The following is a 22,501-nucleotide window of genomic DNA, read 5'->3' on the forward strand; positions in this document are numbered from 1 at the left end:
ATCAACTCCTCTGCAACAATGACTGCATACCCGTTATTTGATACATGTTTGTCCCTGTATCAATACTGTACTGCACAAGGTCTGCGTATGACTCTGCCGCTTCCTGATATAGTTCCTGTGATATATTTTCATCACCAAGGTAACGTGCCTGAAACTGAATAGCGGCTTTTGCTGTAATATATGTTTTGAAGACATCCGGCAAGTCATCAAAGGCCAATGCTTCAATTATTGTCAATGTTAAGTCCTCTGAAAATTCATATGTTTTGTCTGTTAAATTATAGACATAATCACCCCGCTTGACATATGTCTTGCCATCAGTGGCTATTATGTCTATCCATGAGGGGTTATAACGGATACGCTTAGATAAAGTATCTGGCGGAAAGACCATATCAATGTAGGTATTGAATAGCCATCCTTTACGTTGTACAGAGCGAGAAACAGTTTCTAAAGCCCGAATAGCATTATCAACATCCACTGATTCTGCATTAGAGATACTGTTTACAGGAGCTTCACCAATAGAGGCTAGAATTAAATTAATTGCGTCTAGTTCACTAGAAATAAATAACACTTAGTTCAACTCCTTTCAAAGAGGGAGTAAAGGGAGCAGACACTCCACTCCCTTTTCCCCAAAAATAATACTAGATTAACCCGGGTTATTGATAATACCCATAAACGTAGATTCAGGACGTAAACCACCAATACCAATAGCATACTTAGCAATCAGCTGGTCTGCCTGATATTCCGGACGCCGAGCCTGTTCAAAGGCAATATCTTTCAGGGACAGAATACCAACAGAAGTTTTATGACAAATCAGCAGAGGAGACTTTGTAGCATATGTAGATGGAAATGCATGTCCATCCCCCTGAATCGTATTGGTCGGATCATCACCACCAGCGGTCAGATGAGGGCATTCAATAATTTGGAAGCCATCCATGTTGATGACATTAGAATTGCTCAGGGTAGCGGATGCACCGTACTGGCTATTCAAGAAGTCAAGGTTAGATGCAAGTGCCGCATGAATTTCAGGAGTTACAAAGCAATAACGGTCTGTAGCAGGTACATAATTACTAGCCATCTTAGCTTTTACCTGAAGCAGAATCTTACGTACAGCTACACCAGTTTCCTTATTGATACCCAGCGTATTACCCGTTGCCAGTGTTTCCGTAACAACGCCACCTTTACCGAGACCAGCTACGTTTTCAGACGTATTCAGCGCTTCCTTAGCGACTTCAGCAAGGACAGAAGCATCCATAGAAATAGCCAGTGCTTCACCCAGCTGTGTCGCATACGGGGAACGGAAATCATAATGTGCGATAAATTCATCAATATCAGACACAAGGCAGTCCGTAGTCAACAGCCCATCAATAACAATCGTGCGTTCACCCTGCTGGATGTTTTCACGCTTATCATCAAGGCTCTGCCCACTCTTCAGGTAATGCGCTTTTGTCCGACCGAATACAGGGAACTGTGCGGATTTACCAGACTGGATAGAACGCTTTACGAATTTACCATTTGTTACGGATGCACGAGCAAACGCTGTGAGAGTTTCACCACTAAAGACTTTAAGGGCAAGTGCAAGTTTCTGAGCGTCCGTTGCTGTCTGAGTACCAATAGCCATTGGAGATGCAATAGTAATATTTGTCATAATTAATATCATCCACCTTTCAAAATAGAAAAATTATATATATAGAAAAAGACACCCAGTTCTTGAGTGTCTTTACTACCAAAATTGTAATGGCCGTTACAATTTCATATTAAAACAATTTAGAGTTCTTAACTTTACGATATACTTCTTTCGTAAACTTAGGGTCTGTCTGATATCGAGGGTCAGACATATCTTTAATCATGTCTGCTGTGGTTTCATAACCAGCCATATCAATAGCAGGAGCAGAACGACCAATGATAGAGGCTTTCTGTGTACCATACTGCTTTACCATCTGGCCTTTAATGCCATCCAGTGTCAATTTAATCTGCATCAGATTTTCACTGTCGAGCGTAGCATTGAATGCATCACGGACAGCCTGAGGCTGGGCAGACACAAACTGCTGGATACGAGCATACTCTTCCTGTCCACCCGCCAGATTGAACACATCATTGACAAAGCGCTGTGAAGCCGCTTCCCAGCCGTTAATGACACCATCAACAACCGCTTTAGGATATCCGGCCTGTTCGAGTTTTGCATACGATTCAGAAGACAGAGAACCATTATTCATGTACTCTGCTTCAAGTGCATTGAAGTCAACACCTTTGGACACAAGGTCTTTTTCAGCATCTTCAAGAGCTTTATGTGCTGTATCTAACTGCTGATTTGTTCCTTCCTCTGCCTTAGGTGTTGTGTCTTCACCTTCTGTTGTCTGTGTTTCTTCTGCTGGCTGATTGTCTTCACCAGCAACTTCGTCAATAATACCATCCACGCTTTCTGCTGTATCTTTTACAGCCACCTGCGTATTAGAGGGAGTCTGAGAGACAATAACAGTATCTTCTGCCTTTTCCTCTGTTGCTGGTACATTTACGTTATTCGTAGTTTCTTCCAATTATGTTCACCCTTTCTGTGTAGCTTCCTGTACTGCTCCTTGTGCCAAAGGCGACGCCATCTGTTGCGCCATCTGTTGCTGGAGCATCTGTTGCTGTACTGCTTGATATTCTTCATCACTCATAACCAAGGTAGATGCATCGACACCTAAAGCAGTACCTAATTGCAATAAGACATTTCCCACTTTGAGTCTATTCTGGAAATCTGGAATGGTAGCACCAATCTGCAAGAACTGTTCAATCTTCGTTAAATCATGCCCTCTGCCTAATGCTTCCATACCAGTTATGATATGTGTCTGAACGCCATTGGCCCCCTCTGGAATGTCTGGGAGAGAACCTTGCGCCATTAACTGAGCCATGATGCAACGAACTAATGGTAATTGTAATTCGAGAGACAACAAGGAATAAATATTTCCTACACTGTCTTCAAGTTCATTTGCTACATATCGAATTTCTTCTGCTGTGACTCGTTCCGCATTGCGCTGTACAGAGCTGTTAAGCAGAAAAGCAAATGAAAGATTACTCTGTAATTCCTGCTTGTGCTGATATGCCACCTGTAAATCATTGACCTTATTCAGCTGGAAAGCAACAACATCACCTTCCTTACCCTTCACAAAGTCCCCTGTCTGGGCATTTTTGAGTTTATCAACACGTAGCGTGCCGGATGGAGACACAAGGAATAAAGCGAATGCTGAGAGTGTCGCCATTTCTGCAATAGCTTCACTGATTGTATCGAGAGATTTTAAATCTCCATAGTATTCATCTACATAGGAACGTCCATAAGATTCACCATCCATTTTTCTAAGTCTTAAAGGAATCCAAGGGACTTTATCTTTTGGAAACTGTTGATCACTGCCTGATACAACTTCCCCTTCAATTTCTTGATACATGTAGTATGTATCATCATCCCCTAGGTACACATGCGTATAGACATCTATATTTTTGTCTGGATTGATGTCTTCAGATACATGTACTTTAGCTTCTTGCGGGAGAGCGGCATAACTAATACTGTCTTTTGCTATTAGCTCTATCCACGCCCCAGTCCCATCACGAACAACAACATAGTTATTTAATTTATATAACTTAATGCCACCTTCTTTAGGTGGTAAATATAACAAGCAGTTACCAGCCACAATCAGCTGTAAGACACCTTCACTAATTGTTATGCGACATCTATTCGCTTCCATGTAGTCCATAAGCTGACGTTCAATACTGCTCATTAGCTGGTCAATCTTTGTCATTGCTGACGTATCACCTGTTGCATTTACCTGCTGTTTTGCTAAATCTCCTAACTCCAATCTGAAGAATGGCTCATTTGGTGGAAAGAGAGCCAGCATAATTTTTGATGCAAGATTATTTACACCTCTTGCACCAATGCTCTGAAATGGAGTCTTGTATGTTGTAGTATAGTTGTCTGTTTCTTCGGGGAATAGCATCGGTATTGTAACCTTAGCGTTCCTTACAGCTCTGTCAACATACATTTTGCGTTCAGATGATAATTTATCATAACGAGATTTAACAGAATCGTCTGTATAGAATGATAAGAGTTTATTACTCATACATTAATGCCAGTACCACCACTACCGGCTCCAGAGGAAGAAGACACATACAAAGAGTTCTTGCCACGTTTCTTCTTCACATTAGTGACTGTTGCATCATATTCGGCCTGTTCTGCCGCTGTTGGTGCAGGTGCGGCCTGAGAGACCACAATCTGCTGTGGCTGTGAAGCCTGTGCGTTATTTGAATAACTGGCTCCTGTTACACCCCCTACAACACTTTTAACTGTTTTCGTGACACCATGCCACGCTTTAGATAGGGTATGTCCTACCCATCCGCCACTAGCCATTAAAGACCACTCCTTCCTGTATAGTCACTTGACGAGCCTGTACCGCTATTTGTAGGCTTTACATACAAGCTGGACAAGCCACGCTTTTTCTTTTTGTCTACTGCTGTATCTGTCTCACTACCCATAACAGGAGCATCAGCTGTCTGTGCTTCTGTGCTAGGGACTAACTCTGCCGCTGTAACAGAGGGCTGTACAGTCGGTGAGACAGAATACCTTTTTGAACCCCAGCCCAATATACCGCTGACGAGGTTTCCAATCCAACCACCACTAGCCATATCAATCGTTCCTTTCTGCTAAAGATCGTAAAACGTCAATGACTTCTGTAGCACCTTTCATATAACCCATTCGTTCGTCATTGTTTTCACTGTCTGCTTCTAGAAAAAAATCAGGTGTATAAATTGCCTCAAGGTATGCTACGACATCTAAAGGCACATAAGGTAATTCATCATGCATCATAATTTACAACTCCTTTAAATAGGACTCACCATAGACAACAAACCCATGTTTCTTATACATGTTTTGTACAATCTGTGAATCCTGAACCATACTGCTACCAGATAAAATTAAAGAGCATCCTCTGTTTTTTGCTTCCTTTTCCAGATAGGAGACAGCAAAAGAACCAAAACCTGTTGGACGTTTTGACAAAGACACAAGCATGTCTTCTACCAACACAATACCTTCAATCCACCAAAGGGCAACCACATCGAATGCGACCACACCAACCCATTCTTTAGTGTCTGCATCAGCAAATACATGTAATTCTTCATGCCACCACATCTGCCACAAAATTTTAGATAGTTCTTCATTACTCTTGCGATGTTTGAATAATGGTGTTGCTTGTTTGTCCGCAATCTCTGCTATGATAGACACAAGTTTATCAAAATCACTAGGTGTCATCCGTGTTACTTCTTCAAATCGTTTGGTGTCCATAATTTTATCTTCCCTTTCTCATAATCTCCAGCCTGCAAAATGTGTGCTACACGAGCCTGTAACAATGCGTCCTGTTCTGTTTGTCCGGCACGCTTAAAACTATCCACAACCGCTTCCCATGTGGGATTTTCTTGTAAAATGCGCTCTGCTCTGACTTTTCCCACCTTTGGACAACCTGTATAGTTGTCTGCTGTGTCCCCTACAAGAGTCTGATACAACAAATGGTAATTTGCTTCTTTCTCTGATACACTAATCAATGTGTCTGACAATATGTTATATATCTTTGTGGGAATTGTGTTCATATCTTTATCACCAGAGAGAATAATGTTATTGTCTTTCTTCTCTCCAGTGGCAAGAATACCTATGACATCATCTGCTTCCAGATGTTGTAGCTGAACACTATCACATTCGTCTTTTACCCATTGTTTCAGTGCATAGTATGCGACTGGTTTTCTCTTGCCTACACGATTCATCTTATATGTAGGCAGGAGCTTCTTTCTAAAATTGGATGAATCATCTGAGAATGCATAAATAACTTTTACATCCCCTGTGTACTCATCCAGTTCTAATGCTCTTCCTATCCATTCGTCCATATGATCCATGAGATACGCTTTGGTTTCTGAGAAATCAGAGTGTAATGTCCAAAGGCCATCCCCCCAGTCAATTTCATGTTCACAAGATGAGCAAGCCCGAAAGACAACCATATCAGCATCTACCAAAATGGTTATAGGGTCTCTAAAAGGATTGTACATTATTCGTCCTTCCCCTCTGCTTTCACATAGAGACCGCAACGACATGTATTGTATTTACGCATGTACTTACAAGGACATAAGGTATCATGCGTCTTAGAGGGCTGGCAAGGACAATAGCCATCATTCATTTCTAAACGAGCCGTTATGGTGTCATACACCTTTGATTGTTTTGTCACTGCCATATGTCTCTTTTTCAGGAAGTCACTGTTGTCTCCATACACTTTATACACTGCTGTCATTTGGTACTACCCCCAATTCTTTTACTAACGGAAGTCCTTCTACCCACGTACAGAATTGCCTCCACTCAGGAAGTCTATGTGTCTTTCTCTGTGCGTAGATATTCTTTAACTGTAAATAGTTCGTAGTGATACGTGCTGTTAATAAAAGACCACTAGGATAGCTATATATCATTCTTAGCCAATTATCTTCCGTAGGATTCTTTACATAATCTTTCACAATCTGCAAAAACAAGTCTGCTATCTTTTTATCCGTGTAGGAGATATAACGGACATCCATTTTTGATAGCATGTGCATAGTAGACATAGAAGACACAAAATCAAAGAAATGATACCGCTCTGCTTCCGGCCATATCTTTTCCGTGAATGTCAAATCAAATTGTGCAATAATACCTTTAAGAAAACAATCATGACCAGAGCTGATGCTAGCATATAAATAGGACAAGTCAAACTGAGGTTTTCCATAAAGTGATACAATAAAAGTATATATAGGGGGCCTTAGTATGACGAAGTTCGACAAACAATTTAAAATGGATGCTGTCCAATATTACCATGATCATCGTGACTTAGGACTGATTGGGTGTGCCCATAATTTAGGAATTTCCCAACAGACACTGTCACGATGGCAAAAGCAATTACGGGATAATGGGGAAATGCCATATCGCGGATCCGGAAACTATGCATCTGATAAAGCCAAGGAAATCGCTCGTTTGAAACGTGAATTACGAGATGCCAAGGATGCCATCAATGTCTTAAAAAAAGCTATCAGCATTCTAGACAAATAATCCCCGCCATTTACCATAGCGTCAAACAGGAAGCCGAAAAAGCCCATCAGGGGAAACGCCATTTTTCGGTATCTGGAGTGCTGGCAGAATTGGGCGTTTCTACATCAGGTTACTATGGATGGAGTCATCGCAAATTATCCAAACAAGCTACGCACCGTAAGGAGGTAAAAAAACAGATTCAAACCATTTACGAAGATTCAAAGCAAATCTATGGAGCACCCAAAATTACTAAATTGCTTCAACAGAAAGGTGAATGTATTTCCGAAAGGACAGTGGGCCTTTACATGCGGCAGATGGGGATTCGTGCTTGTTGGGTCAAGCATTATACCGTTACGACCCAGAGCAGTTGTTTTGATGCCATATTAGTTAATATTCTGCAAGAACAATTTAATCCGCCAAGACCAGATACGATCTGGTGCAGCGATATTACTTATATTTGGACCACTGAAGGATTTGTGTATTTGGCCAGTATCATGGATTTATTTTCTCGAAAAATCATTGCCTGGAATTTATCCCGGAAGTTGGATGCATCTGGCATTATTAGGATGCTTCAAACGGCAAAGCAAACCAGGAATCCAGGCCGTCTGGTAGTAATTCACACTGACCGCGGTTGTCAATATCTTTCGCAATCCTATATCAAGGAAACCGCACAGATGTGCCGCAGCTATTCGAAGAAAGGCTATCCATGGGATAATGCCTGCATAGAATCATTCCACGCCTTGATTAAGCGAGAATGGCTGAATCGATTTAAGATTGAAAATTATCAACAAGCCTATATGCTGGTGTTTGAATACATTAACACGTTTTATAATACCGTTCGAATTCACAGTCACTGTAACTATATGTCACCAAATGACTATGAGAAATTATATGCAAACTACAAGAAAAAGGCAGCTTTGATTGCTGGATAACTGATTGATAAAAACCTCAATTTAACTTGTACTCAAACTTGACATAGGACCAAGCCAGCTAAAGCACTCCCTAGTTTCAGCGCCCTTTTAGCATCCTTTTCCGTTACCTTATGCATCTGAGGATTGATGTGTGTTGCCATCGGATATCCAGAAGCAACAACTGATTCTTCCAGACCATAAACACATGTATTGTCTATGATGCGGTAATCAACTTCTTTCATACTTTGAATGTCTCCTTTCAGCTTTTGAAAGTTCTCGTTGTACTTTTTCGTCATTCGGATACGTTATATGTCCGCAAGAGCATTGTACAGATTCAACGTTTTTAGTGAATCCTGTCAAGAGAGTACGACCGCATTTAGAGCATTTAAGACGTTTAGCATACATACTAGTTATCCCCCTTAGCAATCCGTTCGGCATATTTCAAAAGTGTTTTATATCGAGATATAATTTTGTCTTTGTTCTTTTCCGCTTCTTCTTCTGTACGAAAGCAATTTCCAATAGCTCTATCCAATTTATCGCTAAAAACACATTCATAAAATGTACTTTTATAAGTGTTACTTGTGGACAACAATATGTAATAGTAAACCTCACCCTCCTTAGGTACAAAAGGAATCTTGTCTGCTAATCGCTGTATAGCTAACTTTACACCTATTTCAAGATTAAAAGCATCATCAGGATGACATTTTGAAATCCCTTTATTACCTTTGTTGTCTTTCATTACAATTTTCCCATCTTTGCGGATAGACACATGTGTAAGGCATGTCCCCTCAGGTAAAAACTCTTTCTCATACTTAGCAATAACAGCCTCAACATAAGATTGAAACTCTTTACTATCTATTAAATCTATGTCAAACTTAGGTGGCTTTTTGGTAAACTGAATGCTATTATAGGGTTTTAAAGTTTTTAAATCAAACTTTGGATTCTCACTGGCATCAAAAAACCACAATTTAAAAAATCCGTCATCCGATACAACCAGTACACTTTTATCCGGCGTGTCAATAATGGTAATTGTCCCTTTCATTTTAGTACTTCCATTCCAAATTACTTCCATACCAATCTTTGCTTCTTCAAATTTCATAATAATTCTATCTCCTTTTCTAATGACATTCATACCAGTTATGCCCAATAATACCTTCTGTATCCAGCTGAACATTAAAATGAAAGTATTCTTGTGTGTCTCTCATTGCCTGCTGTGCTTCTTCACATACAATCTTTGCTATATCTTCTGTTCGGCACGCTATTTGCTGTTCGTCATGCACCCACGCCATCAGACAAAAGTCGCCATCCCATCCATGTCTTAAACCTCTCGCCAACAATCTACGTTCTGTAGTGACAATCCACTTCTTACATATCAATGCGCCAGCTGATTGTAAGAGTAGATTTAATGCACTGTGAACGCTTCGTACATGTAATTTGCGTCTGTCAAGACCATAAAGGAAATGACGTTTCCATGTGATTTTAGGTTTCCCATGACCACTTTTAAAATCAATAGGGTACACAAGAGCATTTTCAACCGCTTGTCTTAGCATTGCTATGGCAGGAATAGCTTTATTGAATTTCTTCTTTATCTGCTTACCCTGTCCAGCTGTCCCACCTATTATTTTTCCGATTTTGGCATCACCTGCGCCATACAAATATGCATAGATAAACGTCTTCGCTTGATTGCGTGTAGGCAACCCAGCGGCTTCTTGATTCATGGTGTGTATGTCTCCATTCAAAATAGTATGAGCATACTGACCACCATCATATTTGTACATAAAATGTGCAAGACACCTGAGTTCAAGACCGCAAGCATCTATACCGGCCTGATACCATCCATCAGGAACTTTAAACAACTCCCTACACTCTTTACCATATGGAGAGCCTACATGCGGAACCTGTGCCACGTTTGGCCGAGAATGAGTAGCACGACCGCTAATAGCACCATTCGGAATAACACTTCCATGGATTTTCCCATCCTTTCCAATCATAGACAACCATGCATTCTTTCCATCTGCTAATTGTCCTAAACGCTTTTTCAGGAGTAGTGACTCTTCTAGGTATCCTACAATCTCCCTGACTTCCGCTGGTGCCTGTGTATCTTCCTTCATATACTTGAATGTTTCTTCATCAATCTTCAAACGACATTTACTCAAATCAAGTATACTGTCTGGATCATCCACATCGTAACAATCTATATTAGTAGGAGAATAACCGTAGTGTGTCCGTAACAACCATTCTATCTGCTGTCTGCTATTTGGATTGAAGTCCTTATACTTTTGAAAAGGTACACCAGCTTTATAACCGAGTCTCTTATTGTCTCTTTTAGGGATAAACACTTTATCAGGGATACGAGGCACTGCCTGCACCAATTTAGCTGTCAGTACTCCCGCTCTAGCTCTTAATGTAGCTTCCAGCTTCAACGCCTTTTCTGTGTCGAATGGAAACCCATTCTTTTCTTGTTTAGACATAAGCCATGCTACATCATGTTCCAGTTCTATAGCCTGTTTTGAGTAGTCGTAGGATTGTAATTTCTCTAAGAGTTTTACCGTTACAACAACGTCCTGCTTGTTATATGCAAGCATCTCAGGATTGTAACAGGCCCATGCATCATCTTCTTCTCCGTAAGTCCCCTTTAGTTCTCCTAACCGATATCCCCACGCTTTCAGACTATGAGATTTAAATAGTTTTGACGGAAGAACTTTCTTTTTCATCAATGAACTATCCCAGTCTTCTATATGTGTGAAGATGAGGCGGGAAAGAACAAGCGTGTCTAATACATTATGTTTTAATTTTGGAGATAAGACAAACCAGTCAAAGAGTTTTGCAAGTGTCGGTAAATCATAATTGATAATGTTATGACCACACAATGTTTCACCTTTTGTCCATCTGTCATACATCCATCTGGCACCCTGTTTGGCGTGTGCATCATCAAACTGTTTCATCTCCTGTTTGTCTGTATCATAAACACTTAGACAAAAGAGTTGAGACACATCTTCATACAACCCATCTGTTTCAATATCAAAGACAAGCATAGAACCACCTTTCCTTTTACTCCTTCAGCTTTTCACACATTTCATTTAAGTAATCAATCTGTAACTGCTCCTGCTCTTTCTGTGCTTCTAACGCTGTAATAATCTGCTGTTTGATAGCAATTACTTTCAGCACTCGTTTCAGGGCCTTTTCTTTCATCTTCAATAACTGAGATTCATAGAAAGAGATAAGCTTCATATAAATATTCAATAATTTCACATCATCACCTCTTTACATTCAACTTGTGATAGTAGCGTTTACCTGCTTCTTTCTGTCTAGCTTCTGAAAAGTTACTAATGCGTTTCAAATACCCGATAACTCTGGTTCCATAATCAACATTCGTGCTATTGCAATGTGTACAATACAATGTTGTCTCTGGATTGATAAAGCCACAATCATTACAAATTGTACACAAGACATTTGTTGTCCAGTACTGTACACCATACTTAGCACATAAGTCATACAAATGTGAAAACTGTGTAAAGCTCAACAACTGCTCTAAGTTCAGATGAAGAGCGGAACCACCATCAAGATTATCTGTGATATCTTTTGAATACAATTTGAGCTTATCCAGTACCGATATATATTCATCTTCCACTGGGTAGAAATAACTGTTGTAACATGCTCTAGGGACGTATAACCCGTCTTCTTTATCCCATTTAGCATTTTTTACACCTAGATTTTCTGCTGGGACAAATTCAGTATTGAAGCGTACTCCGTACTTTTTGCTGTCTGTAGCATTCAAATCTTTGATTAAGTGCAGAATATCTACAAGATACTCTTCATAGTCATACATATCAGAAGCTATTTGGCCTTTACCCTGTAAGAACTCATAGCCTTCGAGTACTCCATTGACACCAACAGTCAAGAACTGTTTGTCTAAATCCATAAAACCTTGTGTGTATGCTGGTAACAATCCAGCATCAATATAATCTTTCAATACTGCTTTATGAGCCGTCAAATACTTATGAACTCGCTGTACCAGCTCAGTTAGTTTTTCGTGCTTCTGTAGGACACGATTGATATTGATTGTGATGACACGAGCAGAACCAGTTACGACACCACCAGCACCGAGCGTGTAACTAAAAGTGTTATCTACCAGCTCATTACGCAAGCGACAACAAGAAGCTAAACTATCAACACGATCAGACATATAAACAAAGAAAGACAAACCAAGTGAGTTCATCTGTGCCAAATAATCTTTAAAATCTGTGTCTTTGAATTTTTTATCTTTATCGTATAACAGTGCGGCTGTCACAACCGGGAATGTCAAAAGCTCTTTCTTTCGTTCTTCTCTAAACCAATCAAGAAAAAACAACTGGAGCTTATATACACTGTCAATGTCCACTTTAGAGCCGTCAGGATAGTAAAAACCACCAAACATTTCTTTGAGATAATCATGGTCAAAGACACTGATATTCCAAAAAACACTTTGGTCTCCTCTTGCACTTGCTGGTTGATTAAGAGCATAGACAACACCCTGTAACTCCTGTTTTATGTCTAATTTATGTGTTGTCAAATAATCAGAACCATAGGTTTTTCTTGCAAAATAATCAAACATATGCAAGAACTCAACAGTAGCTATGGCCCCACTGAAATTACTTGCAATTTGATAGACAAGATTAACAAAGGAACCACAAAAGCTCCGTATGTTCTTTGGTGCTTTAGACACACCACCTAAACATTTTGTACCTTCCAATAAGAAAGGATACAGTGTAATACTGGCACAATAAGGCTTTAAAGAAGTCTCATCATGCGTGTAAATATAATGATTTGCAAGGTCTTCTTCATACTTTCCAGCCAATTCGTCGTTATACATGCATTTCAATTTGTTTTTAACTAGTTGACGATTAATCATAATCGTATCTGGTTTGAAAAGCTCTGCTTCAAGACCTGCTATTGTCTTCTGCGTTACATTCGAGTTTGCATCTACCTTAGAGGCAGTAGCGGCGTTAGATGCTTTAGCATAATCATGAATGTAACGAATTTTTTCTTCCACATTCTTAGGAAACACTACATACACCTACTTCCAAAATTTATTTGTCATATCAACAAGGTGATTTGTAGATGAATGAACTATATCAAATTTATCCACAAAGAATCTTGTTTCAATCTTATAAAATTTTTGATTTGTAGTCTTACTTTGTAGACCACCCTTATCTGCTTGATACGAACCTGTCTTTAGCCATGTACAACCACCTTTTACAGCAACATCTATATCATTTTTTACTGTATCTCTACCTGAATAAAGACAAACAGGAGCAATCCATGATAAATCGAGAAGAAGCTCTATCAGGTCTTTTTCACTGATTTGCCGGGACGTTGTACCACCTAAGACAACAATGGCATTTGCTCCTGCGTCTATTTGGTCAACAGCCCATCGTATCAAATCATCACTATTTGTTAAGGTCTGTACATCCTCACTGAGTTCTGGAGAGTGACAACCAATACAACCAGCATCACACCCACCCAGCTCAAAATATACAGCCATCTTATCAGGTACTTCATTAAATGTTATGCCCTTGCGTACAAGAGGGACTAAAACTGACATGCTTCTTCATCTCCCATCAATCTATGTTTGTCTTTATTCCAATACAGGTATCCAGCTAACCCTGTCGTACCCGCAAACCGATTTTTCAGCACACGTATCTTTATCATATTGCGTTCTTCTTCATCTGTTGCTTGTTGGTTTCTCTCCAGTGCTAATACTTCATCTGGTAACTGCTTCAGCGTCCCACTCCCCCTCAAGTCATCAAGGGATATAATGCCACCTTCTTCAAAGCTGTTTTCTTTATTCATGGTCTTTTTCAGATGACTAATGACAATCATTCCAACCCCTGTTTCTTCCACAAGAGACCTTAACTGTGTCATGAGTTTGTCTATGGTCTTGCGCTCATCCCCGCCCTCATCCATACCTGATACGGCTATAGATATATGGTCAAAGATGATAAAATCACACTGCTCTGCAACCGCTAAATAGCGGATTCTGGACAACAAATTACCACTCTCGATAGAACCAAAGTGATCATACAAGACAAAATTCTTATCGCTAAATAATTCTTCATATGCTTTTCGTAGCTCTTTTTTGTCTATTTTAGCCCACATCAATGACAATGGCTTTGATACATGTATAGACAACAGTTCACGAACTGTCTTTTTAGGATTTTCTTCAAGGAATACAAGGCCGATTTTCAGACCATCCTGTACTTTGAGTTTATACGCAATCTCACGAGCCGCTGTTGACTTCCCGATACCAGTACCAGCTGTAAGCATGACAAGTTCACCTTTTCGGATGCCATGTGTCATGTTGTTCAACCCCTTGCACCAAGGATAATCATAACATTTTGATTCTATATCATCCTCAAAAAAAGCATCTTCAATATCAGCGGCATTGATAATTCCATCCGGCCTATACTCTTTAGCTGAAAAAATAGCATTAATGATAGCATCACCTTTGCCAGCCAATAGACAGGCATTCGCATCCTTTTCTGGTAGGTCTGCTATCTTCATTTTGTGAGGGGTCAACATGCCCTGTACGTCTTCTACTGCCTTTCTGCCCTGAGTGTCCATATCAAACATAACAATGACTTCTTCAAACCCTTCAAGCCATTCAAGGTTTTTAGTGAACACTTTCTTAGCACTACCACAACCAAAAGGCAGTGAAACAACAGGCCATTTATTGCCCCCCATCTGGGATACAGTAAGACAATCAATTTCTCCTTCTGTAATGACCAGCTTCTTACCATGATTAAAGAGGTGTTGCCCAAAAAAGATATCCGTCGCTTTACCCAAGACATAAAATTTTTTGTCTTTTGTGCGTAGCTTCTGAAACTGGACTACGCCATCATCTGTTAGATACTGTGCTACCTGAACGGTATTATTGCCTGTGTGAGACACACCATATTTATAGCGTTTGCATGTCTCTGCTGTAATGCCTCGTGCTTTCAAGTCTCGTATTTCTATATCATTTTGCTCTATTATTTTTTGCTTCATGACCACGCTGTTCTCCTTTTTGTCTGGAAATTCTGTATGATGACAGCTAAAACAATATGTATGACCATCATCATAGAGAGTAGCGGCATCATGACTGCCACAATATGGACATGGGATATGGGCCTGCACAACCTCAGACATTATCATTATCCCCGAAAAATACAGGTAGCTTATGCAATACATGTACTTGCTGAAGTGCTTTTCGCTGACCATCTGTGATATGGTCTTTATTGTCCACACCTACCAGCAGACAATAGACAGAATCACGAACATGACTAAGGCGGTAATCAGCATACGCATAAAAAGGGACACCCTCTGCAACCTCGCCATTGGGTAAAATAATGAAATGGTATCCGATATTAAACAATCCCTCTCTCCGTTGCTTCTTGTAAATGTCTTTAATAGACATATTCTTTGGTTCAAATAGTACTCTAATCATGTTCGTGTCCTCTCTTTCTTTGTATTTTAAATTCATACAATCTCACCTCTTCTTTTTCGGGATGAGACCTTTCATGCTCTTTTTAGATTCGCTGAACCACGAGGCAGGAATGACTCGTCTGGAGAACTTAAATCCATATTTGTTCGCCCAGTCTTCATAGGTAGTTTTACTTCCCTTATAGAGCTTCATCTTCGGATTCTGAAAGACAAAACGAATATCTAGTTCTGGATACTGCTCTTTAATCAGCAGATGTTTTTGTCTATCCTCTCGCTCAAAAATCCCCTTTGCCTCAATGATAATGCCATTTGGCAAGACAAAATCCGGTGTGTACTTATGCTTTGTTGCTGGTTTTGTATATTCAATATAGAAGTCCTCGTATGATTCTTTCTGCTTGAACTCTCTCAACTGTACACTTATGCTGTCTTCAAATTTGCTTCTTTTCTGTGGTCGTTTATATGTAAACACACCCCCATTAAAATAGCTCCTGTTCAGGTCTCATCACCACACTTTAAAAATCTTCATCGTCGGGGAAGGGTACATCCGCATCGCATGCTGTCTGTTCTGTCCCTTCTTCATCTTCATCCGCAACTGTAGCACTATCAAAAGTGCCTTCATGCTCCGTAAATCCAAAAGCACTTGCATCTGCTCCTGCGCCATATGGGATGTACTTTAACAACTGAAGGGCATCTAATCGGAAAGACACACCAAAATTCTTCGATGTGTTCCAATAGGGGAATAACTGATACGCTACAATCACTTCGCTACCATTCCCGATGGTAGTTTTAATTTTAGTAGATACAGGTTTTCCATGACCATCAAACACGGGTACTTCCTTTTCTAGTGTCTTACCTGCTTTTGTTGTAATTACTGCATTCGTGACGAATTTAATCGTGGCATCACCATTATCATCTTCACGGTATGAACCAAAATTAGGTTCACCAACCATTCGTTTCTGATTCTTTTCTTTAAATTCTTCAAAGACAGTGCGGGCTTCTTCCATGATTGTCTTCAGGTCTTCCACCGATGGCATCAGCGTTACTGTCAATTTATTTGTACTCTTCCCCTTAAATGTTTCTGGTTCTACGACATGGCACCATAATGCCTGTCCTTTAATTTTTCCATCACTGTGTTTTGTCATTGTGTAATCTCTCCCTTTTAAAATTCGTTAATAAATCCATCGGCTTCAGCGATCAATACAGCCGCATATGGTTCATTCAGTGTCAAAGAGGTAATAGCGACTCTAATTTCATCATCAAGATATGAGTGTTTCTTCATAGATGTTTTTGCAATCACACCCAGCAAGACACATACATCTTTGTCATACTCTCTGAACCGTAAAAAATTAACAAGCTTCTTTGCGTAGTCTAAAGAAGACCTACGCATGTGATTCTGCTTTTTGTCAGTCTTACTAATAGATACCATCTCCCTTTTTGCGTTTTCTTTCTTCAATCCGTGCCACAATTAATTCTCAGTTATTCTCAAATTGTAATGGCCATTACAATTCTATCCGTTTACCAGCCTGTACCATAGACAACCAGTCTTCATACCGTTTAATTTTGTCCATCTCTTTCTGCACGGTATCTTTGTGTCCCATACGTAATCTATATTTCAAAATGTTACCTTTTAGGAATCCAATGAGTTCTTCCTTTGTAAACATATCCTGCATGACTAAGATAGGTTCTAGGATACACTCTTTATAATGAGCATCGTGATAAGAACACTTATTGAAAGCGGCTGTTGTAATTTCACTTCTGGTGGATACTTTAAGATTTTCTTTTGAACAATTTAAACTATTTCCATCTTTGTATGTGATGGCCAATCCAGCTTTTGTGACTTCATCACGAGACAAACCGAGTACATCATAAGCTAACCATACACGCTTACCCTTTTCTTTCCTGCACGCATATACCCATCGTCCACCTTGTGAATCTACCGCAAAATAGTGGTAATTTTTAACTTTATCGTAATCTTCAGCATCAATAATAGCCGAGTAGCCTTTAGTTAATTCGATAATCTCTTTGTTTTCAATCTGTTCTTTTTGCATTTTATTTTCCTTCCTGTGTATGGCTTCAGACACAATAAAATTTAGATATCCTTTAGTTACTTCGATAAACTGTTTGTTTTTATTCTGCTTCTTAGTTCCTTCCAGTGCTTCCAAACCCATTGCCTCCTCGTTTTGTCTCTTTTGTAATTTCTTCAACTTCTTCCAAATCAAAGACAACATCCTTTACAAGCATTAATTGTGCAATGCGGTCTCCTTCATTTATTCGTACAACGTAAGGGCCAATGTTTTCTACAAGAAGCATAATTTCACCTGTGTAATCATTATCTACAATACCAGTACCATTAGCCAATCTGAATTTTGTGTCTCTCCCTGTTGAAGACCTTAAATAAATTTCTGCATGGTATCCTTTAGGAATATCTAAAGCAATACCTGTATGGATCAGATACGCCTTTTCCTGTCCTCGTTGCGGATAGATTGTTTCTGTTTTAGACACAAACAAATCAATACAAGCGGCCCCATCAGAAGCCTTATAAGGTGCTTTTGCTATAGGTGTTAAACGTTTGTATTTAAGACATAGTTTTTGTCTCATTGTTATCTCTCCCTTTGATAAATAAATATAGTGAAGAAAACGTTTTCTTTCTTCAATCCGTGCCACAATTAATTTGTTAGGACACCTAATAAAATGTTAGTTATATTGAAAGACAAAAAATTAGTTATTATTCTATAAATGATAGATTATAGATAATCATAAATAATAATTAAAAAGAACTTATAAGATTTTATAGTTACTTTTAGTATCTTATAAGTTCTTTTCTTTCTTCAATCCGTGCCACAATTAATTTGTTAGGATACCTAATAAAATGTTAGTTATGCAAAGCAGTACTTACTTTCCCTTATTTGTTTGATATCTAGCATCCCTTTTGTTGGTATTGGCTTTATTTTTGTCTTTTCTGGTAATAGATATTCTATATCTTTTAACCACTCTTCGAGTAAATTTTTTCCTTCATACATATTGACAAGTTCACTTCTTATGCTGGTAAACAAATCGTTTGCATGGTATAAATCAGTGCCAAAGGAATCATGAATCATAAAAAAGTTTTTGTTGCCTTTGTTATGCTGATTCATAATGACTTTCTGCATATGGCATGCATCCAAACTATGGATAAAATTAGGTGCTATGGCCTGTGCCTGCGCTCTGACATCAATATCACCTGTTTCTGTTTGTCTGTAAAACCTCATTATGCTTCCTAAAAAACGTAATTTAAATATTTCTGTTTTCATAACAAATTTATTTTGTTGGATGGGCAATCCGTTTGGTGTCACCCATGCAACAGCTTCTCCATTCTTTCCTATCTGTTGCGCTATGCTTTGTAGCCATTTCATGCCCTCTACGGCCTTTACAACCGTAGTAGATACTGCATCCCATATAAGACCTGCCATGTATGTTGCGGCCTGTGCCTTGTCTAGGAAAATTGGATTGTCTTCGTGTTCATCCTGCCAAGGCTTGATTATGTCGCTCTTTAGATTTTCTGCAAAACCATATCGCCCACTGCCATATGCAAGAGTCATGACAGACCGCTTGCAAACTTTTCTCTTTATCCCATCCGACCCAAACTTTTCTTTCCCGTACATCATCCATTGAGTCGCTAATTCTTTTGTACCATACTGTATCTTTTTGTTCCCTTCTGAATCTGTCAATACTTCTCCTGTCTTTTTATCCAGCTTATACGTATCTTCTGTCCCTGAGACAACATCTTTTTTCAAGACAACATTGACTTTATCGGCAACAACTTGATAAATGTCATGTACTGTTTCATCGGGTACAAGATTGACTGCCCTACCTCCTATTTCATCCGCTAAGAGCATCGAAAAATGCTGGAGACCTGAGCAAGTGCCATCAAAAGAAATATGCAATCCCGTTTTAAAACCGATAGCAGACCCTTCATGATCCGCTTGATACTCTCTGAGTCGCTTAAATTCAAAGCAGAAAGACAAAAAGCAGAGCGGGCTTTCATCTCCTGCAACTTCATTCCACCACGTAAATTCTAGGGGCGATTTCGCACTTGATATAATCTGATTTTCATGTTCTAAAATCCAGTTTATACGCTCCTGAAATGGTTTTTTGTCAAGTCCTGCAAATCCTGCACCAGCTATGTAGAACCATTTTAGACACTCATTGTCTGTAAGTGGTTCTGGCTCTGCAAATAGTAACAGAGCTTTTTGTAAATCATCACCCTGAGGATTGATTTCAGTCGGCATAGGATACAGGCGTCCCCTGTAATCCATGTTCCACGGAAAATAGACTTTTTCGTACTGACTGTATTTTTTTGCGACTGCTAGCGTGCAGTTAGTCCTCAAAAGTTTTGATTGTCTAGCTCTATCTTTTTTGTACATTGCTGTCAATTTAACTTTATGCTTCTTCAGTTCTTCTGGGGTCGGATTAATTAGTCTAGGTAATTCTGGTAAATCGTCTGTGCTAGGTAATCCGCCGAGGGAACCATGATTAGACATAATATCAAGACAAACATTAAGTATGTTTTCATTTATGACAAATGGTGTTTCTTGTAATGAATTTAGAACAGCGAACAAATAAGACAAATCTATTTGCTCTAATCGTTTCATATAATTTTGTACAAATATGTTTGTTTGATTGATACGAACGCGGACTAGCTGAACATACTTAGCATTATCGCCATAGTATGCCCCCTCTTTTATACTCGTCCACCTTTTCGGTGGAATGACGCAAGGACAAAATCGTGATTTATTCAATGCTAACAATTCTATATTTTTAGTCCATGTTTCAATAAGCCACGTATTAGCCTTTAATGTCTTTATTCGGCTTGTTTGCCCTTTTTTGTTTACATAATCTTTGTATTCTATTTCAAAATAGCCTGAGCCTACTATACACATTTCAATCATTTTTGTACTTAATTTATACATAGCGTCTATATCGAATTTAGGCGGTGTGTAGTGTTGTATCTTATATGCTTTATTTGCAAATTGCTCTTTATAATACTCTCCTACACGTTTATTAAGACCTATATCAAAATAGGCTTTATTATGCTTGTCTGCCTGTTTTGTATATGCATATGCTTGCGCTTCTGTACACAACACTAATACGATATTTTCAGTTAGCGTCGTTAAAGAGGCTTCTTTAGTACTATATAAAGCAAAATTAATCATATTGCTAATTGTTATAATCGTACATGTTTTTGTTAGAAATTGTTCATCTTCATATATTTGTTTTAACTGTGCTATTGCCTTGCTATAGACAGGTACAACACCTCTTTTTTGTTGATTAGGAAACAGAAGAGCATGAATGTTATTTGCACATGTTTCATACGCATTCTGTAATAGTTTACTTCCTATCGCTGTTTCACTCCCTCTTGTATTTGTTCTAGCTTTCTCATATGCACTTTTTAACATTGTCTCTGCTATTGTCTTATATTCAGCTTCTAACTTTAATTGCTCTTTTAATGTCCCTCTTAGTTTAGTCATATATACCTGCCACCTTTCCTATTTTATTCAATCCGTGCCACAATTAATTTGTTAGGTTACCTTACAAACTTTTAGCTCTCCTATTGCCAAACATACGTTCGCTATTTTGCCTAAAAATTTTGCAGGTGCTAGACAATCCATATTCAACACCTGCCGCCTAGTTACCGAACATGTGTTCGCTTTTCTATTGTATCAGAATTTTATCGTGTCAATGTAGCCGCATAAGCTACATAGGAGACATAACAATAAAAAGTACACATAGCCATTGATATCTTCCCATTTAATCATCATCATTATCATCCTCTTCCTGCTCTGCATATGGGCATACCTTCAAATAAAACATAATGTCAAGGTCTCCATTTTCTATTTCTATGTCGGCAATCCAATAACCGTATTCGTCAAGCAAAATGACTCTTGCTTCTTCTAGAGTCCGTCCGTCTAATTCGTCTACTTCAAAGTGCCAGTTGCCTGTTGTTGTCAACAAGCGCCCCTGATTAAAGAGTTTGTAAGCTAATGTTTTGTCTGTCATAGTGTGCTTCATCTGATCCATACATGTACCTACCTTTCCGACCATTTTTTGTAATGGCCATTACAATTTTCTTTTTTCTGTATATCACTGGATATACATAATAATTAAAAAATATATCGGAACATCTTTTGTTTTCGTGTTCCTTTTGATGTTTAGAGTATATCACTGGATATACAAAAAGTCAACACTTTTTATAAAATAATTTTTGAAAAGACACAAAATAGCATGTTCATAGACAATATTCATATTTTATGCTACAATTTATGTATATCATAAGATAGACAAAAGAGGTGACAAGTATGGAGGATATGCATAAGGACGTTATGATACAAGTTAGAGTACCGAAAGAAATTAGAGATAAGTTTAAATCTATTGTAGAGCGTAAAGCGCAAACACAAGCGAAAGTTATAAGACAGCTAATAGAAAGATACATACAAGACAATGAATAATAGACATAAAAAAGCACTATATATTTTCCAGGAGGAGTATATATAGTGCTTTTCTATTAATTTATTTTGAATACATGTTTTATATTAACTGCTGTCTCTTTCAAGTTATTATAACTATCTACTACCCCTTTTAAAGTTCTGTCTGATGAATCTATATTTGAAAGATGTAGCATATATTTTACAATTTCTTTAACCGTATCATATGATAAGGTTCTTTCCATTATTATAAGTCCTAGTGTTCCCGCTATAACAAGTGCTATTATTTGTCTTTCTAGTACTTTTATTTTATAGTACAGTAGTCCTATGATGATAATTAAAAAGATAATAATTCCATACATGATATAATTACTCATACTCTTTCACTCCTTTTAAAATTGTAACGGCCATTACAATTATTATACTACACCTCTGCACTTGTGTCTTCTTTATCGTGCGATAAGGGCGATAACAAGCAGTATGCGATGTTATGAGATACTATGAGAGTCTATGAGATACTATGCGATGTATGCGAGTTGATGCGGGCTTAAGAGGTGTTGTACGAGATATAAACAGATGACAAATCACGTATATCACAACGATATATG

General features: G+C 38.6%; 28 protein-coding genes. 3 read left to right on the plus strand and 25 right to left on the minus strand.

The window, feature by feature from the left end:
* Nucleotide 1 precedes the first annotated feature (1 nt).
* The 9 genes from ACGTIC_RS10535 to ACGTIC_RS10575 all read right to left on the minus strand — a co-directional run bounded on the left by ACGTIC_RS10535 (nt 2) and on the right by ACGTIC_RS10575 (nt 6,299).
* Complete coding sequence (locus ACGTIC_RS10535) at nt 2-568, minus strand: phage tail protein (RefSeq protein ID WP_113855692.1); 567 nt, start codon at nt 566-568, stop codon at nt 2-4.
* A gap of 75 nt (nt 569-643) precedes the next feature.
* Nucleotides 644-1,645 carry a phage capsid protein gene (locus ACGTIC_RS10540; RefSeq protein ID WP_113855691.1) on the minus strand — a complete coding sequence of 334 codons (1,002 nt, stop codon included), beginning with the start codon at nt 1,643-1,645 and terminating at the stop codon, nt 644-646.
* A gap of 109 nt (nt 1,646-1,754) precedes the next feature.
* Entirely contained in the window at nt 1,755-2,534 is a 780-nt protein-coding gene (locus ACGTIC_RS10545; RefSeq protein ID WP_113855690.1) for a hypothetical protein, read from the minus strand.
* A 6-nt stretch (nt 2,535-2,540) separates the two neighbouring features.
* Nucleotides 2,541-4,091 (minus strand): portal protein, encoded by a 1,551-nt coding sequence (locus ACGTIC_RS10550; RefSeq protein ID WP_113855689.1) that lies wholly within the window; start codon nt 4,089-4,091, stop codon nt 2,541-2,543.
* On the minus strand, nt 4,088-4,378 hold the full coding sequence (locus ACGTIC_RS10555; RefSeq protein ID WP_113855688.1) for a hypothetical protein: 291 nt from the start codon (nt 4,376-4,378) through the stop codon (nt 4,088-4,090). The genes ACGTIC_RS10550 and ACGTIC_RS10555 overlap by 4 nt, the downstream gene beginning before the upstream one ends.
* Before the next feature lie 276 nt (nt 4,379-4,654).
* Nucleotides 4,655-4,834 carry a hypothetical protein gene (locus tag ACGTIC_RS10560; protein ID WP_113855686.1) on the minus strand — a complete coding sequence of 60 codons (180 nt, stop codon included), beginning with the start codon at nt 4,832-4,834 and terminating at the stop codon, nt 4,655-4,657.
* Between the two features lie 3 nt (nt 4,835-4,837).
* Nucleotides 4,838-5,308 carry a GNAT family N-acetyltransferase gene (locus tag ACGTIC_RS10565; protein WP_113855685.1) on the minus strand — a complete coding sequence of 157 codons (471 nt, stop codon included), beginning with the start codon at nt 5,306-5,308 and terminating at the stop codon, nt 4,838-4,840.
* Nucleotides 5,281-6,060 carry a hypothetical protein gene (locus ACGTIC_RS10570; protein WP_257536491.1) on the minus strand — a complete coding sequence of 260 codons (780 nt, stop codon included), beginning with the start codon at nt 6,058-6,060 and terminating at the stop codon, nt 5,281-5,283. Before ACGTIC_RS10570 ends, ACGTIC_RS10565 begins: the two co-directional genes overlap by 28 nt.
* Complete coding sequence (locus ACGTIC_RS10575; RefSeq protein ID WP_113855684.1) at nt 6,060-6,299, minus strand: ferredoxin-thioredoxin reductase catalytic domain-containing protein; 240 nt, start codon at nt 6,297-6,299, stop codon at nt 6,060-6,062. The genes ACGTIC_RS10570 and ACGTIC_RS10575 overlap by 1 nt, the downstream gene beginning before the upstream one ends.
* Nucleotides 6,300-6,799: 500 nt before the next feature.
* Between ACGTIC_RS10575 and ACGTIC_RS10580 the strand changes: the two genes are divergently transcribed.
* Nucleotides 6,800-7,081: a transposase gene (locus tag ACGTIC_RS10580; RefSeq protein WP_113855176.1), complete on the plus strand. Its 282-nt coding sequence runs from the start codon at nt 6,800-6,802 to the stop codon at nt 7,079-7,081.
* Nucleotides 7,082-7,089: 8 nt separating this feature from the next.
* Nucleotides 7,090-7,992 (plus strand): IS3 family transposase, encoded by a 903-nt coding sequence (locus ACGTIC_RS10585; RefSeq protein ID WP_394542149.1) that lies wholly within the window; start codon nt 7,090-7,092, stop codon nt 7,990-7,992.
* A 32-nt stretch (nt 7,993-8,024) separates the two neighbouring features.
* On the opposite strand, the gene ACGTIC_RS10590 is transcribed toward ACGTIC_RS10585, so the two are convergent.
* From ACGTIC_RS10590 to ACGTIC_RS10660, 15 genes are all read right to left on the minus strand, one after another.
* Nucleotides 8,025-8,213 (minus strand): hypothetical protein, encoded by a 189-nt coding sequence (locus ACGTIC_RS10590; RefSeq protein ID WP_113855683.1) that lies wholly within the window; start codon nt 8,211-8,213, stop codon nt 8,025-8,027.
* A gap of 164 nt (nt 8,214-8,377) precedes the next feature.
* Complete coding sequence (locus ACGTIC_RS10595) at nt 8,378-9,070, minus strand: hypothetical protein (protein WP_113855682.1); 693 nt, start codon at nt 9,068-9,070, stop codon at nt 8,378-8,380.
* Nucleotides 9,071-9,089: 19 nt separating this feature from the next.
* Nucleotides 9,090-11,006, minus strand: a complete 1,917-nt coding sequence (locus tag ACGTIC_RS10600; RefSeq protein ID WP_113855681.1) for a DNA polymerase — start codon at nt 11,004-11,006, stop codon at nt 9,090-9,092.
* A gap of 16 nt (nt 11,007-11,022) precedes the next feature.
* A complete protein-coding gene (locus ACGTIC_RS10605; protein ID WP_113855680.1) occupies nt 11,023-11,223 on the minus strand; it encodes a hypothetical protein in 201 nt (66 codons plus the stop codon).
* Nucleotides 11,224-11,227: 4 nt separating this feature from the next.
* Nucleotides 11,228-13,018 carry an anaerobic ribonucleoside-triphosphate reductase gene (gene nrdD, locus ACGTIC_RS10610; protein WP_257536490.1) on the minus strand — a complete coding sequence of 597 codons (1,791 nt, stop codon included), beginning with the start codon at nt 13,016-13,018 and terminating at the stop codon, nt 11,228-11,230.
* A gap of 9 nt (nt 13,019-13,027) precedes the next feature.
* Nucleotides 13,028-13,555 carry a hypothetical protein gene (locus tag ACGTIC_RS10615; RefSeq protein WP_113855678.1) on the minus strand — a complete coding sequence of 176 codons (528 nt, stop codon included), beginning with the start codon at nt 13,553-13,555 and terminating at the stop codon, nt 13,028-13,030.
* A complete protein-coding gene (locus ACGTIC_RS10620) occupies nt 13,543-14,997 on the minus strand; it encodes a DnaB-like helicase C-terminal domain-containing protein (protein WP_162816235.1) in 1,455 nt (484 codons plus the stop codon). The genes ACGTIC_RS10615 and ACGTIC_RS10620 overlap by 13 nt, the downstream gene beginning before the upstream one ends.
* Before the next feature lie 133 nt (nt 14,998-15,130).
* The gene (locus ACGTIC_RS10625; protein WP_162816234.1) at nt 15,131-15,472 is read right to left on the minus strand and encodes a hypothetical protein; all 342 of its coding nucleotides are present in this window, start codon (nt 15,470-15,472) and stop codon (nt 15,131-15,133) included.
* A 6-nt stretch (nt 15,473-15,478) separates the two neighbouring features.
* Nucleotides 15,479-15,901 carry an endonuclease I gene (locus ACGTIC_RS10630; RefSeq protein ID WP_113855676.1) on the minus strand — a complete coding sequence of 141 codons (423 nt, stop codon included), beginning with the start codon at nt 15,899-15,901 and terminating at the stop codon, nt 15,479-15,481.
* Between the two features lie 43 nt (nt 15,902-15,944).
* Complete coding sequence (locus ACGTIC_RS10635; protein WP_113855675.1) at nt 15,945-16,574, minus strand: DUF2815 family protein; 630 nt, start codon at nt 16,572-16,574, stop codon at nt 15,945-15,947.
* A gap of 17 nt (nt 16,575-16,591) precedes the next feature.
* A complete protein-coding gene (locus ACGTIC_RS10640) occupies nt 16,592-16,885 on the minus strand; it encodes a hypothetical protein (protein ID WP_162816233.1) in 294 nt (97 codons plus the stop codon).
* Nucleotides 16,886-16,931: 46 nt separating this feature from the next.
* Nucleotides 16,932-17,594: a DUF3310 domain-containing protein gene (locus ACGTIC_RS10645; RefSeq protein WP_162816232.1), complete on the minus strand. Its 663-nt coding sequence runs from the start codon at nt 17,592-17,594 to the stop codon at nt 16,932-16,934.
* Nucleotides 17,572-18,030: a dUTP diphosphatase gene (dut, locus tag ACGTIC_RS10650; RefSeq protein ID WP_113855672.1), complete on the minus strand. Its 459-nt coding sequence runs from the start codon at nt 18,028-18,030 to the stop codon at nt 17,572-17,574. Before dut ends, ACGTIC_RS10645 begins: the two co-directional genes overlap by 23 nt.
* Before the next feature lie 278 nt (nt 18,031-18,308).
* The gene (locus ACGTIC_RS10655) at nt 18,309-20,939 is read right to left on the minus strand and encodes a DNA-directed RNA polymerase (RefSeq protein ID WP_113855671.1); all 2,631 of its coding nucleotides are present in this window, start codon (nt 20,937-20,939) and stop codon (nt 18,309-18,311) included.
* 280 nt (nt 20,940-21,219) lie between these two features.
* Complete coding sequence (locus tag ACGTIC_RS10660; RefSeq protein ID WP_113855670.1) at nt 21,220-21,489, minus strand: hypothetical protein; 270 nt, start codon at nt 21,487-21,489, stop codon at nt 21,220-21,222.
* Between the two features lie 278 nt (nt 21,490-21,767).
* Here ACGTIC_RS10660 and ACGTIC_RS10665 point away from each other — a divergent pair, with 278 nt between their 5' ends.
* Entirely contained in the window at nt 21,768-21,917 is a 150-nt protein-coding gene (locus ACGTIC_RS10665; RefSeq protein WP_162816231.1) for a hypothetical protein, read from the plus strand.
* A gap of 56 nt (nt 21,918-21,973) precedes the next feature.
* Here the strand turns inward: ACGTIC_RS10665 and ACGTIC_RS10670 are convergent, their stop codons facing one another.
* Nucleotides 21,974-22,270, minus strand: a complete 297-nt coding sequence (locus ACGTIC_RS10670) for a hypothetical protein (RefSeq protein ID WP_113855669.1) — start codon at nt 22,268-22,270, stop codon at nt 21,974-21,976.
* Nucleotides 22,271-22,501: the final 231 nt, after the last annotated feature.

The sequence above is a fragment of the Megasphaera hexanoica genome (assembly GCF_043520715.1).
Taxonomy (GTDB): domain Bacteria; phylum Bacillota; class Negativicutes; order Veillonellales; family Megasphaeraceae; genus Megasphaera; species Megasphaera hexanoica.